This is a genomic window from Chryseobacterium sp. GVT01B, assembly GCF_019970045.1.
GTDB lineage: Bacteria > Bacteroidota > Bacteroidia > Flavobacteriales > Weeksellaceae > Chryseobacterium.
In genome coordinates this window covers 641,566-656,024 of record NZ_JAHXYI010000001.1, presented here as the reverse complement: position 1 = coordinate 656,024, position 14,459 = coordinate 641,566, and the positions used below count along the sequence as shown (strand labels likewise).

Annotated in this window: 12 protein-coding genes; 9 read left to right on the top strand and 3 right to left on the bottom strand. The window is 37.8% G+C overall.

Annotated elements, in window-relative coordinates:
• Positions 1-20 precede the first annotated feature (20 nt).
• Entirely contained in the window at positions 21-917 is an 897-nt protein-coding gene (locus tag LC457_RS02950; RefSeq protein WP_223598545.1) for a LysR family transcriptional regulator, read from the bottom strand.
• A gap of 132 nt (positions 918-1,049) precedes the next feature.
• On the opposite strand from LC457_RS02950, the gene LC457_RS02945 reads away from it, so the two are divergent.
• Together LC457_RS02945 and LC457_RS02940 are read left to right on the top strand one after the other, a co-directional pair.
• A complete protein-coding gene (locus tag LC457_RS02945) occupies positions 1,050-1,442 on the top strand; it encodes a rhodanese-like domain-containing protein (RefSeq protein ID WP_223598544.1) in 393 nt (130 codons plus the stop codon).
• Between the two features lie 16 nt (positions 1,443-1,458).
• Entirely contained in the window at positions 1,459-1,902 is a 444-nt protein-coding gene (locus tag LC457_RS02940; RefSeq protein WP_223598543.1) for a GNAT family N-acetyltransferase, read from the top strand.
• An 89-nt stretch (positions 1,903-1,991) separates the two neighbouring features.
• On the opposite strand, the gene LC457_RS02935 is transcribed toward LC457_RS02940, so the two are convergent.
• Positions 1,992-2,756 carry a DeoR/GlpR family DNA-binding transcription regulator gene (locus LC457_RS02935; protein ID WP_223598542.1) on the bottom strand — a complete coding sequence of 255 codons (765 nt, stop codon included), beginning with the start codon at positions 2,754-2,756 and terminating at the stop codon, positions 1,992-1,994.
• 116 nt (positions 2,757-2,872) lie between these two features.
• Between LC457_RS02935 and LC457_RS02930 the strand changes: the two genes are divergently transcribed.
• From LC457_RS02930 to LC457_RS02900, 7 genes are all read left to right on the top strand, one after another.
• Entirely contained in the window at positions 2,873-4,471 is a 1,599-nt protein-coding gene (locus LC457_RS02930) for a glycerol-3-phosphate dehydrogenase/oxidase (RefSeq protein WP_223598541.1), read from the top strand.
• A 10-nt stretch (positions 4,472-4,481) separates the two neighbouring features.
• Complete coding sequence (gene glpK / locus LC457_RS02925) at positions 4,482-5,978, top strand: glycerol kinase GlpK (RefSeq protein WP_223598540.1); 1,497 nt, start codon at positions 4,482-4,484, stop codon at positions 5,976-5,978.
• A 23-nt stretch (positions 5,979-6,001) separates the two neighbouring features.
• Complete coding sequence (locus LC457_RS02920) at positions 6,002-6,733, top strand: MIP/aquaporin family protein (RefSeq protein ID WP_223598539.1); 732 nt, start codon at positions 6,002-6,004, stop codon at positions 6,731-6,733.
• Between the two features lie 5 nt (positions 6,734-6,738).
• Positions 6,739-7,551, top strand: a complete 813-nt coding sequence (locus tag LC457_RS02915) for a hypothetical protein (RefSeq protein WP_374200530.1) — start codon at positions 6,739-6,741, stop codon at positions 7,549-7,551.
• A gap of 176 nt (positions 7,552-7,727) precedes the next feature.
• Complete coding sequence (locus LC457_RS02910; RefSeq protein WP_223598538.1) at positions 7,728-8,150, top strand: hypothetical protein; 423 nt, start codon at positions 7,728-7,730, stop codon at positions 8,148-8,150.
• A 171-nt stretch (positions 8,151-8,321) separates the two neighbouring features.
• Positions 8,322-9,299, top strand: coding sequence for a hypothetical protein (locus tag LC457_RS02905; protein WP_223598537.1), 978 nt, complete (start codon positions 8,322-8,324; stop codon positions 9,297-9,299).
• 78 nt (positions 9,300-9,377) lie between these two features.
• Positions 9,378-12,101 carry a hypothetical protein gene (locus tag LC457_RS02900; protein WP_223598536.1) on the top strand — a complete coding sequence of 908 codons (2,724 nt, stop codon included), beginning with the start codon at positions 9,378-9,380 and terminating at the stop codon, positions 12,099-12,101.
• Between the two features lie 59 nt (positions 12,102-12,160).
• Here the strand turns inward: LC457_RS02900 and LC457_RS02895 are convergent, their stop codons facing one another.
• On the bottom strand, positions 12,161-14,416 hold the full coding sequence (locus LC457_RS02895; protein ID WP_223598535.1) for a zinc-dependent metalloprotease: 2,256 nt from the start codon (positions 14,414-14,416) through the stop codon (positions 12,161-12,163).
• Between the last annotated feature and the right edge of the window lie 43 nt (positions 14,417-14,459).

Here is a 14,459-nt window from a genome sequence, read left to right as displayed (position 1 = left end):
TAGCGATCTCAGACAAAAAACTATCCGAAATTTTGAAAATACTCTTTGAAGTTCAAAAGAAAGTCATTAACATACTTTTTTCCAATGTCAGATTTCCTTACGATCAGATAGTGTTTTCTTTTCAAACCGTTAACTCCAATTTTTTTAAACTTCAGTTCATCAGATAATTTGAAAGACTTCAATGCCCATTTCGGCATACAGGTAATCCCTATGTTAGCCTGTACCATTTCCAAAGTGACTTCCGTTAAGGGAACTGCAGAAATCTTCAGTGGCAATATCCCGTTCGGATTTAGAAATTCTTCGTAAACAGAAACTGTTTTTAAAGGAAAAGAATGAATAATTAGATGGGCTTGCAGGAAATCATCAGCAATCAAGTATTCCGAATCATTCAAAATATTTTCCTGATGCATGACGGCAAAAATTTCATCGTCAAAAATTTCAACACTTACCAATTCTTTATTACCAGAAGGCTTTGAGGTAACAACAGCAATATCTATTTCATTCGATATAATTTTTACAACAGGCTTATGAGTTGCTTCCAACACCAGATCTACATCAATTCCAGGATACAGTACTTTCATTTTTTGAATAAATAGCGGCAACCCTTGATAGAATGAGTAGCATTCTGTGCTGATTTTTATTGTACCTGCCGCTCCTGACCTTATTTGCTGAATTGCATTCAGACCGCTCCCAATACTATCCATTACCGTACACGCAGTTTTATAGAGCACATTCCCCTCTTCAGTTAACTCCCATTTGTTCCGTGTTCTGTAGAATACTTTAAAACCAAGCTGAATTTCTAGATCCTTAAGCTGATGACTTAAGGCAGATTGTGTCAAAAATAGTTTTTCAGAAGAACCAGCAATACTTCCTTCTTCCGCAATTGTTTTAATAAGTTTTAAAAACTTGATTTCCATCGTGCAAAGTTAACAATATAACAAAAAAATAATGTCTGAAAATATTTCATTTACAACTGCAGAGCATTCAATTTAAATCTTGAAAAAAAAAGATGTCCGAGCATAGCTTTGCATTATAAACATTCTAAAATTATGCAAGAACAAATTGAATTCTATCAAAAAAAATTATCGTACGAAATGGACCCTTCAGATTTATATGATATGTTTCAAAATAGTACAGATTATATAGCAGTTGATACCCGAAAACCAATCGGCTACAACAAAGAACATATTCCATCCGCAATCAATCTTCCTCATCGGGAAATGACAGAACAGAAAACCCAACATCTTGACAAATCGAAAATATACGTTTGCTATTGTGACGGTATCGGCTGTAATGCCTCTACAAAAGGAGCTTTAAAAATGACTCAATTAGGATTTAAGGTCATTGAATTAATGGGAGGAATTGAATGGTGGAAGTTTGACGGCTATGCCACGGAAGGAACAAATCCCACCCAAGGATCTACATTTGTATGTGCATGTTAAATCACTAATAAGCAATATGAAAATAAGATTTGCTGAGGAAAAAGACCTTACCTCAATTATTGAACTATGTAAAGCTCATGCCCACTACGAAAGGAGTTCCTTTAAAGAAGAAAACAAGAAAAAATTACTCTCTAAGCATATTCTCAATCCGGATTCAAATATAAAATGTCTCATTGCTGAATCCGATACTGAAATAATAGGATATGCAACTTTTTTCAAACAGTTTTCAACTTGGGATGTCGGTTATTATATTTATGTTGATTGCTTATTCCTCAAGGATAGCGCAAGAGGAAAAGGAACGGGAAAGCAAATTATGGAATTAATAAGAGTTTTTTCAAAAGAAGAAGGCTGCTCGGTAATTCAATGGCAAACCCCAAACTTTAATACAAGAGCCATTAAGTTCTACTCACAGCTTGGAGCGGAAAGAAAAAGCAAAGAAAGATTTTTCTGGAAGGTATAAATTACCTCATTTTCAATTTAAAACAGAGACTTTCTGAAATCAGACTGTCTCTGTTTTAAATTGAAATAATTGAATAGGTTAAATACAGCCTATTTTACAATAACTGTAACTCCTCTTTCCTCCAATGCAGACCTATCTTCCTTACCGATACCTTCATCGGTAATCAAATAATCCACTTCATCCAACGAAGCTATTTTACCGAAACCTTTCTTGTTCAATTTGGAAGAATCTGCAAGAACTACTGTTTTATCTGCACATTCAATCATCACCTGATTAAGATGCGCTTCTGCAGCATTAGAAGTACTGATCCCAAACTCCAGATCAATTCCATCTACCCCAAGAAAAAGTTTATTACAGGAAAACTGCTTAAGAATTGCTTCTGAAATAGATCCAACGATAGAAGTAGAACTTTTTCTCACCTCACCACCTAACTGGATCACATTAATATTAGGATTATTACAAAGTTCGATTGCTACCCTGAGTGAAGATGTCAATACTGTAAGTGAACCAAAGCTCATTAACATCCTGGCCAGATAATGCATCGTCGTTCCAGACGCCAATATAATACAGTCGTTCTCTTGAATCAATGGTAGAGCAGCTCTGGCAATCGCCTGCTTTGCGTCCACATTGATACTTTCTTTCTCCACTACATTTTTTTCATAAGCATATCTTACCTGCTTACTTGCCCCTCCATGATTTCTGAAAAGAAGCCCCAGACTTTCAAGATAGTTCAAATCCTTTCGGATCGTAACTGAGGAAACATTGAGTTTTTCACACAGATCCTGAACGAGAACGTGTCCTTTTTCATCAAGCTCTTTCAATATTTCATCCTGTCTTGGTATTAGCTTTTCCATTTTATTCGTTTCATCAAAAATACCGTTTTTTTTTCACTTCTTAAAATTTCATTTATTTTCTTTTTGCTTTCATTTTTAATTTATATATTTGAAAACGAAACATAAACGAAACATTTATGAAACGAAACGAAGAACTCAGTAAGTTAACCAATGTAAAAGAATGGGACTTTATTGTCATAGGAGGAGGAGCCAGTGGTTTAGGTTCAGCATTAGACGCAGTAAGCAGAGGATTCAAAACTTTATTGATTGAATCTCATGATTTTGCAAAAGCAACATCCAGCAGAAGTACCAAATTGGTACACGGCGGAGTTAGATATCTTGCCCAGGGAGATGTCGGATTGGTAAAAGAAGCATTGAAAGAAAGAGGACTTCTGGCAAAAAATGCAGCACATATCGTGAAAAATCAGTCTTTCATTATTCCGAACTATACATGGTGGGGAGGAATCTACTATAAAATAGGACTCTCCGTTTATGATTTCCTTGCCGGAAAATTAAGTTTGGGAAAAACAAAATACATCAGCAAATCAAAAACTGTTGAAAAGCTTCCTACTATTGAACAAAATCACCTGATGAGTGGTGTTGTTTACCAGGACGGACAATTTGACGATGCCAGACTTGCGATTAATCTTACCCAGACTATCATTGAAAAAGGTGGAAGTGCTGTGAATTATGTAAAAGTCATCAATCTTTTAAAAGATGATTCCGATAAAGTAATCGGGGTTGTGGCAGAAGATCAGTTTTCTAAACAGCAATATCAGATTCATGGTAAAGTAGTCATCAATGCAACCGGTGTCTTTACGAATGACATTCTTAATATGAACAATCCTAAGCATGGTAAACTTGTAGTACCAAGCCAGGGAATTCACCTTGTATTAGATAAATCTTTCCTGAAAAGTGATGATGCAATCATGATTCCAAAAACTTCAGACGGCAGGGTTTTATTTGTTGTTCCATGGCATGACAGAGCATTAGTAGGAACTACAGATACTCTTTTAAAGGACGAAAGTTTCGAACCTCGTGCTTTGGAAGAAGAAATCAACTTTGTTTTAAATACTGCGAGACAATATTTAGCTAAAAAACCAACCCGTGAAGACGTAAAATCTGTTTTCGCCGGGCTTCGTCCTCTTGCCGCTCCTAAAGACGGAAGCAAAAGTACAAAAGAAGTTTCCAGAAGCCATAAAGTGATTACATCAGAAACAGGATTGGTTTCTATTATCGGAGGAAAATGGACCACCTACCGTAAAATGGCGGAAGATACTGTAGACGAAGCTATGAAAGTTCACAGGTTGGGAAATAGCCCATCTAAGACCGAACATCTTTCCATCCATGGAAATGTAAAACCAGAACAGGTAGACAGAACGAATCACCTGTACGTTTACGGATCTGATATCCCTTCTATCAAAGCACTGCAGGAAAGCAACCCTCGTTATGCTCAAAAAATTCATCCGGAGCATCCTTTTACTGTAGCAGAAATAGTTTGGGCTGTAAGAACGGAAATGGCGGAAACTATTGAGGATATCCTGGCAAGAAGGGTACGTTTACTTTTTCTTGATGCAAGAGCCGCTATAGACAGCGCACATAACGTAGCAAGAATCATTGCTGAGGAAAAAGGATATTCTGAAGAATGGGCTCAGCAGCAGGAAAATGAATTCATTGAATTAGCAAGAGGGTATTTATTAACTCCTTATTCACCTAAAGTTATCAACCTAAATTAGCACTATATACATGAATGAAAAACTTATCCTCGCTCTAGACCAGGGGACGACTTCCTCCAGAGCGATTCTCTTCAATCATAGTGGAGAAATAAAATATGTATCTCAGAAAGATTTCAGACAGATCTTCCCTACTCCGGGATGGGTAGAACATGATCCTAATGAAATATGGTCTTCACAGATCTCCGTAGCTGCAGAAGTAATCGCGAAAGCAGGTATTTCCGGACTGGAAGTTGCCGCTATTGGTATTACGAATCAACGTGAAACTACCATCGTTTGGGACAAAGAAACCGGTGAACCTATTTACAACGCAATTGTATGGCAGGACCGCAGAACTTCAAAATACTGCGACGAACTGAAAGAACAAGGGCACACAGAAACAATCAAAGAAAAAACAGGACTTGTTCTGGATGCTTACTTCTCAGCAACCAAGCTAAAATGGATTCTCGATAATACGGAAGGAGCAAGACAAAAAGCAGAAGAAGGGAAATTATGTTTCGGAACGGTTGACACATGGCTTGTGTGGAAACTTACCCGCGGAAAAATGTTTATCACGGATGTTTCCAATGCCAGCAGAACAATGCTTCTGAATATTCATACTTTAGAATGGGATAATGATTTATTAGAATTATTTGACATTCCAAAAGCTATTCTCCCGGAAGTAAAACAAAGCAGTGAGATATATGGTGAAACTGCCACTACTCTGTTCTCTACCAAAATTCCGATCGCAGGAATTGCAGGAGACCAGCAGGCTGCATTATTTGGTCAGATGTGCACCACTCCGGGAATGGTAAAAAATACTTATGGGACAGGATGTTTCTTATTAATGAATACAGGAACAGAAGCAGTTTCTTCCAAAAACAATCTTCTTACAACTGTAGCCTGGAAAATCAATGGAGAAGTGAACTATGCGCTTGAAGGAAGTGTATTTGTAGGAGGCGCAGCCATTCAATGGTTAAGAGATGGGCTTAAGCTTATTCATTCATCTGAACAGGTAAATGAATTAGCTGCTTCTGTAGAAGATAATGGCGGTGTGTATTTCGTTCCTGCATTGACGGGTCTTGGTGCTCCTTATTGGGATCAGTATGCCCGTGGAACAATTGTAGGAATTACCAGAGGTACCACTGATGCACATATTGCAAGAGCCACACTGGAAGGAATTGCATTTCAGGTATATGATATTGTGAAAGCTATGGAAGCTGATTCTGGAACAGCCAGTCTTGAATTAAGAGTAGATGGCGGTGCATCTGCCAGCGATCTTTTGATGCAGATACAGTCTGACCTTTTCGGATTTAAAATTACAAGACCCAAAACACTGGAAACTACAGCTCTTGGTGCAGCCTATCTGGCAGGACTTGCAGTGGGATACTGGAAAAATGTAGACGAAATTCAGGAACAGTGGATTGTGGACAAAGATTTCCATCCTCAACTGGACAGAGAACAAGTGGATAAAATGACCCACTTCTGGAAGAAAGCTGTAAAAAGCGCTCAAAGCTGGATAGAAGATTAACTCACTCATAAAAAAAAACTTATATGACTCCATTTATCGCAGAAGTTATCGGGACGATGCTTCTAATATTGCTAGGCAACGGTGTTGTAGCCAATGTTGTCTTAAAAGATACGAAAGGAAATAATTCCGGGTGGATCGTTATTACTACCGCATGGGCATTGGCCGTTTTTGTGGGAGTAACCGTTGCAGGGCCAATAAGTGGTGCCCATCTGAATCCAGCTGTAACCATTGGACTGGCCATTGCAGGAAAATTTTCCTGGGATCTCGTTCCGTCTTATATCGCAGCTCAAATGATTGGAGGAATGTTGGGTGCATTTTTGGTGTGGCTGTTCCATAAAGATCATTTTGCCATCACGGAAGATGAAGGAGCTAAACTGGCCTGCTTCAGTACTGGTCCGGCTATCAGAAAGACATCCTCTAACCTGATTAGTGAAGTTATCGGAACATTTGTATTGGTATTCTGTGTTTTCTATTTCGCAGAACCCAGTATTTCTTTACAGGCAGATCCAACCGCTAAAGTAGGATTAGGTACTATCGGGGCTATTCCTGTTACGTTTGTGGTGTGGGCAATTGGCTTATCGCTAGGAGGAACAACAGGATATGCAATTAACCCCGCAAGAGATCTTGCCCCAAGAATCATGCATGCCATCTTGCCTGTAAAAGGAAGTAGTGATTGGGGATATGCCTGGATTCCTGTTATAGGCCCAATTACAGGGGCTATAATCGCAGCAGTTATATATGGATTTTTAAAATAAAACAAATGATGAAAAAAATCTTAAAGGGAATCTTTCTTCTTGCCTTGGGCACAGGAAGGTTATTTTCACAGGAAACTGGTGAAACCAAGGAAACCAAAGAAGGCAGGCTTGATTTTACAGCCAACATTCAGAACAATCACTTATGGAGAGGGCTTATTATTACAGACAAGCCTGTTGTGATGGGAAATCTTTCCTATGCTTTGGATGCGGAAAAGAAATGGAAAGTAGGAATTTGGGGAGCTTCTGCATTAGCGGATGATAAGGATAATACCCACTACAAGGAGATCAATTATTATGTTCAGTATTCTGACGGACGTTTTTATATTGGATTATGGGATCTTTATAACTCCAGAAATATCAATACTGCAGTAGCCGCTGATGATATCTTCAGCTATTCACAGAGAAGAACAGCTCATATTATTGATTTAAGAACAAATTATACTTTCGGACCTTCATTCCCGATCAATATTGAAGCTGACATTATGCTGTATGGAGGAGCCAATGCAGGAGAAGTCATTCTGGAAGCTGACGGAAGTTATAAGAAAAACAGATATTCTACGTATGTTCAGGCAAGCTATCCTGTCATCAGTGGACAGAAAGTAAACCTGGATGCTTTTGTAGGGGCCGGATTTGCTCTCAACGACAAAACCTTTTTGTATGGTAATGGCAAAAACAGCTTCGACATTGTAAATGTAGGGGTAAAAGCAGGAAAAGTAGTTAAGATCACAGATCACTACAGCCTTCCTGTAACTATGATGGCGATGTGGAATCCGTCTAATAAGTATGCAAGAATTCAGCTTGCTGCAACCGTTTTTTAATCTGAATGAAACTAAATTATAGAAGAGCCACTCCTTTTGGGGTGGTTTTTTGTTACATGCTCTTCCTAAAAGAAGAAGGATTATGTGAATTTAAAGTAGGGTAAAAATCCCATCAATAACCGGGTTTTTACGGAGAATATTTTGTTTAAATATCTTTAATTTTGGAAAAAAGAGTAATGAAAAAGATTTTCAGTTTAATGATCCTGTTTATCAGTATTTTTACGTTGGCACAGCAGGCAAAGGTTCCTTTTACCGGACACAGAAGTTTTGATATCATGAAAGGATATAGCGGCACCGGTACTCCCCACTATTATCTGGATATAAAATCGAATGGTGATGTTCATTTTGGATACGTTCAGGTGAATCAGGCAGACGGAAAAGAAACAACAGAGGAAATCAATGCCGGAAAATATGCTCCTAATAAAGTCATGAAAGTAGCTTTCAAAGAATATGAGGAGACTTTTTTGGTGAAATTCGACAAAGACAAGATTTACCTTACCGATGAAAGGGGAAATATTCTACATCTTGATGGATGCTGCTCTTCCAGAGAGAGCATTGATAAGGAAACCTGTAAGTGCGAAAGTGAACTTTACAAGTAGTAAAACAGTATATATAGAGAGTCGCTCCATCCGGGGCGGCTTTTTTGTTGTAAAAAGCGATCCCGCCAAATTAATCACCGGGATTTTACGGTTTATATTTTGCTTAAATATCTTTATTTTTGAAAAACATATAGCTATAATGAATTGTGGCTTCAAGAGTGATTTGTATCAATGAGACATTTTAAAATTTTATTCGTATTTCTTCTCTTTCTTGTAGTATCATGCAATAAGAAAGAAAATCATCCATACACATTCTATTACTGGAAAACCAATCTGAAGCTGGATCACGAAGAAAAGAAAGCATTAGATCAGGCAACCGTTCCTTACCTGTACACGAGATTTTTTGATGTAGACAAAGTGAACGGAAAATTTCAGCCGGTAGCTGTTATTACAAAAGACAAAAGTTTTCAGACCAATAAACAGATTGTTCCCACTGTTTTTATCACCAATCAGACTTTGTTGGGCATTTCTGCAGAAGAGATCAAATTCCTTGCGGAAAGTGTTCATCTTTTAATTCAGAAAAAGGCGGAAGAGTATCATCTGAAAACCAATAATGAAATTCAGATCGACTGTGACTGGACAGCGGGAACACGAAATGATTATTTTAAATTCCTGAAAGAGCTCAAAAAGATCTCCGGCAAGGAAATCACCTGTACCCTTCGTCTTCACCAGGTGAAAGATAAAAAGCAGACCGGAATTCCTCCTGTTGAAAAAGTGTATCTGATGTGCTACTCCACTTCATCGCCACTGGAAAATTCTGACAAGAATTCCATTCTGGATATCAACATCCTAAAAAGCTATCTTTCAAAAATGGAAGACTACCCTATCAAAAAAATTGAAGTAGCCCTTCCTATTTATTCCTGGGGAATTGTCACCAATCATTTGGGCAAACATAAACTAATCAATGCTTTATCCAAAAGAGATCTTGAAAACCCAAATTTCAAAAAGATATCCGAACACGAAATTCAGGTGTTGAAAGATGGATTCTATTTTGGAAGTTATTTAAACAAAGGCTTCAAAATAAAGGCAGAAGAAATTTCTGAAGAACAGCTTCAGGACGTTATCTCATTTTTAGAGAAAAAAATCCCGCATTTTAATATTATTTATTATCAATTAGATAGTAAATTTGTGTTAGATCGGAAATTTTAATCTCTCGGAGATAGAGGCATACCTGTCTAGACCAAACCATAAACTATTACACAAAATTAAAAAAACACTACGAACCCTATGAAAAAGTATATTCTTTCACTTGCGGTTGTATCACTTTTCTATACAAAATCTGACGCCTGTGCATGGTCAGATCCTGATTATGATTACTTCAACCTTTTTACGCAAACCATCATCAAGGATAAGGCTTATCTTCCTTTTTTGCACAATTATTCGAGCAGATTTTATGGAGGATACAATCCTGCATTGATTCCTGATGACAATATTGAAACATGGAAAAAATTCTTTAATAATCAGCTTAGCTATACCGAGACGCAGAATCTGGTGTATAAGATGAGTATGAACGACCTGAATGCCTTAAAGAATGGAAGTCCGACAAATCCTCTTCTACAAAAGCTGGGTTCAGGGTTCTACCAAAAATATAAGGAAGGTCTTGATTATCTGATTGAAGCCAAGTATCTGGAACCTTATATGAGCATTAATTATGTTGAAAATGAAAATTCATTTTATTACGACAGAGATGCCAACAGAAAAAATGCTACAGCACTTGATTATAACAAAACCATTGCTGCTTTAACTTCTTTGTACAATGCAGCAAGAAACCCTGAGATCAAGCAACGTTACGGATATCAGCTTGTACGTCTGAATCATTATACCAGAAACTATGATTCTGCAATGCAGGCATTCAAAACCTATGTTGCTCCGATCAAATTGAAAGGAACTGTTTACTTCATGTCTCTGGACCAATTAGCCGGAGCACAGAGAGGATTGGAAATGAACAGTGATGCCAACTGGAATTTCTTTCAGGTATTCATGAACAGCAAAGACCGCAAGGAATCAGCATTTGTTTCTATGAAACTTTCTGACACGGCATCTTTCAGCAATATCATGAAGAGAGCCAATACGAACGAAGAAAAGAATATGGCTTATTTCCTTTTAGGGTATGAAGACTTCAACAATCCGATTCCAACTATGGAAAAGATGTATGAAATCAATCCTGATTCTGAAATCCTGAAGGTAATGGCTGCAAGAAGCATTAATGAACTGGAAAGAAGCTATCTGCCTACTTATTATTACACTTCAGACGCAGCCAATAGTCCGTATATACAAAGAGGAAAAGCCGATAACAATACTGCTGCAAAGGATACTAAAGCCACCACCACTGAGGTAAAGGAAGAAAAGCTTTCTTTCTGGCAAAAAATTGTAAGGTTCTTTAAAAACCTGTTCGGAGGTTCAAAATCTAAAGAGTCTGCTGATGGAAAGAAAACGGATCAAAGCGATGATGAGTTGCTGGACAATCCAAACCGGATTCCATTTTATACTACTTCCGGCTATGGCTATGATGACAAGATGAAGGATTATCTTGACGACCTCCAGAAATTCACAGACAAAACGAAAGAAAAGTCTAAGGATGAATATTGGCAGATCGCAGATGCCTATCTGAAATTCCTGAAAAAAGATTACAAAGGAAGTACAGAAATCCTTGAAGATATTAAAACAACAAACCCTGAATATCTGGAAGAGATCAAACGAATGAAAGTTCTGAATGATATTGTTTCCCAGCCAAGAATTGATGCTGCCTATGAAGATCACCTGATGAAAGATTATGCTGAATATTTCGTTGAGAAAAAGGTAGAGAAAGACACAGCCACTACAGATAATTTTGATTATTATGGTGAAGTGCCGTCTACTGCCGATTTCCTTAAGGATGTCATGGCAAACCGTTATTTCCTTCAGGGTGAAGACGGAAAATCCTTCCTGATGAACAATAAGCTTTCGGATCTTCAGTACAACCCGAATTCTACCCTTGTAAAGAGCGTGGAAGAGTTTTACAGAAAGCCTGATAAAACCCAGTTTGAACAGCAAATCATTGCTAAAAACATGGATAGCGTAGGTAATATCGATGCATTCTTCAATACCATTTACGGAGACAGAGCAATGAGACTGGCTGATTTTGAAAAGGCGAAATCTTATTATGAGAAAGCCAAAAGCTTTGCCGGTATCCCAAGACAGAATTACGAATGGACCGAAAAGAACGGCCAGACCATTACTACCAAACAATACACTCCTACTGAATACGACGGATTCAAAAATATTTCAAACCTTGTATTTGGACATAATGTTTGGGAAAGTTTCGGAAGTGCGGATACAGAAAGTATGAAAGCTGAAAATTATGCTGATTTCCCTTTCATTAAAACCAGCATGGACAAGCTTGAGTTAGCAGATGTATTGATTCAGCTTAAAAAAATCGGAAACGGAACGGGTGAAAAAGCCGCAAAAGCCAATCAGCTTATCGGAAACCTATTGTACAATACCTCTATTTTAGGATATTACCGTGAATTGTTTGTAATGGATATTGATAACAGTAACGGAGGTAAATATGACTTCTGGAATACTGACAGAAAGAATCCTTACAAGTATTATTATAAGAACTTCCTGGACACTTCTTATATTGAACCTGACAACTTTGATCTATCAATCAATTATTATCAAAAAGCTCTTAAGCTTTCAAGCAATAAGGAAGAAAAAGCAAGAATCTTATTCCAGATGGCAAGTGCTGAACAAGGTAAATATTATCAGTACGAAGCGAAGGCTCCAAAAGATTTTGATTATTCTGATCCGAAATGGTCTGAGAAAGAAGATGCCCGCCAAAAGGAGATGGACAATCTTAAAAATCAAAAATACAGAACCTATTTTGCTCAGTTGAAAGCACAGTATTCTGATACGGAAACAACGAAGAACCTGATGGGAAGCTGTAGTTATTTCAGCTATTTTATGAGATAATATTATTCATAAAAAAACCTCTGATGACTCAGAGGTTTTTTATTTTATCTTCTATTGAACTATTTTTTAACAAACTTGGTTTTGCTATTTTCGTCTTTATTATTAATTGTAATAAAGTAGATTCCTTTTACAAGAGCACTGACATTAATTTTACCATCTCCAATAGTTCCTTTTGAAATCAACTGCCCCGGAGCATTGAAAATTTCATATGATGCATTTGAAGAAACATTCAGAACATTCAACACATCTTCTACAGGATTTGGATAGATCTTAACTGATTTTATCTCATTTTTTGCTTCAGAGACAGCCATTGTGCCGGATACTACAGCTTGTTTCACTGCATAAAATACATTTCCAATAGCCGACACTCTTAAATGAATCGTCTTACCGGCCAATGACGCAGGAATGAAGACACTGGCCGAGCCATTATTCGGAACTGATGCTGCAAGATCATTCCAGGTTAATCCACCATCTTCTGTATAATCAATCTTAACATTGGCTGCATTGTATGGAGATACTGCAGTTCCGGAAACTGTCCATGCAATCGTAGAATTGACATTAGGGTTAAGTGATGTTGTATTGACAGTAAATGCAGCTGCAGATCCTACCACAATAGTTTGTGTTGCATGAGCAGTTTGCGCCTGTCCTCCAGGCTTGTTATCTCTTACCGTTACTCTGAAATCTGTAGTTCTTGCCACTGTACTCGCTGCTTCAAATTCAGCAGTATTTTTTACAGCTCCTCCCAAAACAGTCGCCAGTTTAGGGAAGTATCTTGTAGGGCTGATAGTAGGCGCCCATGATCTGAAATTAGCTCCCGTGGCTGTATTTCCGATATTATTTTTGGTTACTCCATTACCTAATTTACTTGGATTCACCTGTTCCCAGCAATACGTCAAAGCATCTCCATCCGGATCTGTGGCTGATGCTGTCAATACAAACGCAGTAGATTTTGGAATAGTATATACTGTATTCATCGCTGTTACAACAGGAGGATTATTAACAATCGGTGTTTCTACATCAGCAGTTACTGTTACAAGATTCGTCTGCACCTGATCAATACTCACGCTGTGGAAATAAACATCAGAATGTTTTTGGACATCTGTATTTGGGCCGGTAATTCCCGCATACCCCATAATTGTAGATCCTGAGCCGGGCTCAACTTCCTGATTCAAAAAGCCTTCGTAGAAACTGTACGTGTGGGAATCTCCCAGTTGGTGTCCCATCTCGTGAGCTACAAAATCAATATCAAAAGCATCTCCACTTGGTGGTAATTGAGCTGTACTGTTTGAGTCCCATGTACCACTAACATAATAATTAATTCCCGGAGAGGTATATCCGCTGCCCTTATAATTATCTGGAGATGGTGAATTTGCACAATTAGGATCTATACTTGTAGATATATCATTACTTCCTATGCACCCAATACAGCCGGCACTCCCACCACCGCCTGTTGCACCAAACAAATGCCCGATATCAAAATCTGCATCTGTAACGCCATACGCTCCTCCATGTAATGTATTCATCAATTCATTATTCCATTTACACATAAGATTGGAAGTACTGTAAGGATCATTAGCAGCATCCGAAAATATAAGTGCCGGAGCATTGATTGCGTTGACATGTACATTGAATTCTTTTTCAAACACTCCATTCACTCTTGACAGCGTTGCATTAATCTGTGTAAGAGCACCTGCTACTCCTCCAAAGAAAGTAGTGTATTCTCCTGTTACAGACATTGCCAGTCTAAGGGTATGAAAAGTTTTATTACCTGATTTTGCTGCAACTCCGGAATTCATCAGCTTCTGTATCCTAGCAACAGCTTCTTTATCCTCTTTCGTGTTACATACAAATGCATGTCCACTCTTATTGGTTTTTCCGTGCACAGAATAATAAGATTTGTCAGCAGTTGCCGGTTCTATAAATTCATATTTACCATCAGCACCAATAATCATAGATTGGAAATCATTGGGAGCGACACTAAATCTGATATATTTGGAAGGATCATCAGTGCCGATTCCTATATACGACCCTAACTGATATTTATTAGCCAGAGTCTCATCCATCACCGGAAAACTGTTTACTGTAAACTTCTCAATTTTTCCTTCAAGAGTAGGAATACTGATCGTAATGGGAGCACCCTCACCTATTTTAGGAGCTCTAAGAAGTTGAGTTCTTATCTGATCTATATCGAGTTTATAATAAACTGAATGATCACTTTTCTTAATGATTTTTTGTTCTGGCAGCCCTCTGCTCCATTGTGCATTTGCTGATATTGCTAAAAATAATACCGGCAAACAAAATAATTTTGTTTTCATTTAATATTTTTTAACAAATTTATATATTTGACAAAAAAAACAC

Bases quoted from the DNA above. Each gene is read 5' to 3' on its own strand.
- LC457_RS02905 (WP_223598537.1), top strand. From the start codon at position 8,322: ATGAGACATTTTAAAATTTTATTCGTATTTCTTCTCTTTCTTGTAGTA.
- LC457_RS02945 (WP_223598544.1), top strand. From the start codon at position 1,050: ATGCAAGAACAAATTGAATTCTATCAAAAAAAATTATCGTACGAAATG.
- glpK (WP_223598540.1), top strand. From the start codon at position 4,482: ATGAATGAAAAACTTATCCTCGCTCTAGACCAGGGGACGACTTCCTCC.
- LC457_RS02950 (WP_223598545.1), bottom strand. From the start codon at position 917: ATGGAAATCAAGTTTTTAAAACTTATTAAAACAATTGCGGAAGAAGGA.
- LC457_RS02920 (WP_223598539.1), top strand. From the start codon at position 6,002: ATGACTCCATTTATCGCAGAAGTTATCGGGACGATGCTTCTAATATTG.
- LC457_RS02915 (WP_374200530.1), top strand. From the start codon at position 6,739: ATGATGAAAAAAATCTTAAAGGGAATCTTTCTTCTTGCCTTGGGCACA.
- LC457_RS02935 (WP_223598542.1), bottom strand. From the start codon at position 2,756: ATGGAAAAGCTAATACCAAGACAGGATGAAATATTGAAAGAGCTTGAT.
- LC457_RS02895 (WP_223598535.1), bottom strand. From the start codon at position 14,416: ATGAAAACAAAATTATTTTGTTTGCCGGTATTATTTTTAGCAATATCA.
- LC457_RS02930 (WP_223598541.1), top strand. From the start codon at position 2,873: ATGAAACGAAACGAAGAACTCAGTAAGTTAACCAATGTAAAAGAATGG.
- LC457_RS02900 (WP_223598536.1), top strand. From the start codon at position 9,378: ATGAAAAAGTATATTCTTTCACTTGCGGTTGTATCACTTTTCTATACA.
- LC457_RS02940 (WP_223598543.1), top strand. From the start codon at position 1,459: ATGAAAATAAGATTTGCTGAGGAAAAAGACCTTACCTCAATTATTGAA.
- LC457_RS02910 (WP_223598538.1), top strand. From the start codon at position 7,728: ATGAAAAAGATTTTCAGTTTAATGATCCTGTTTATCAGTATTTTTACG.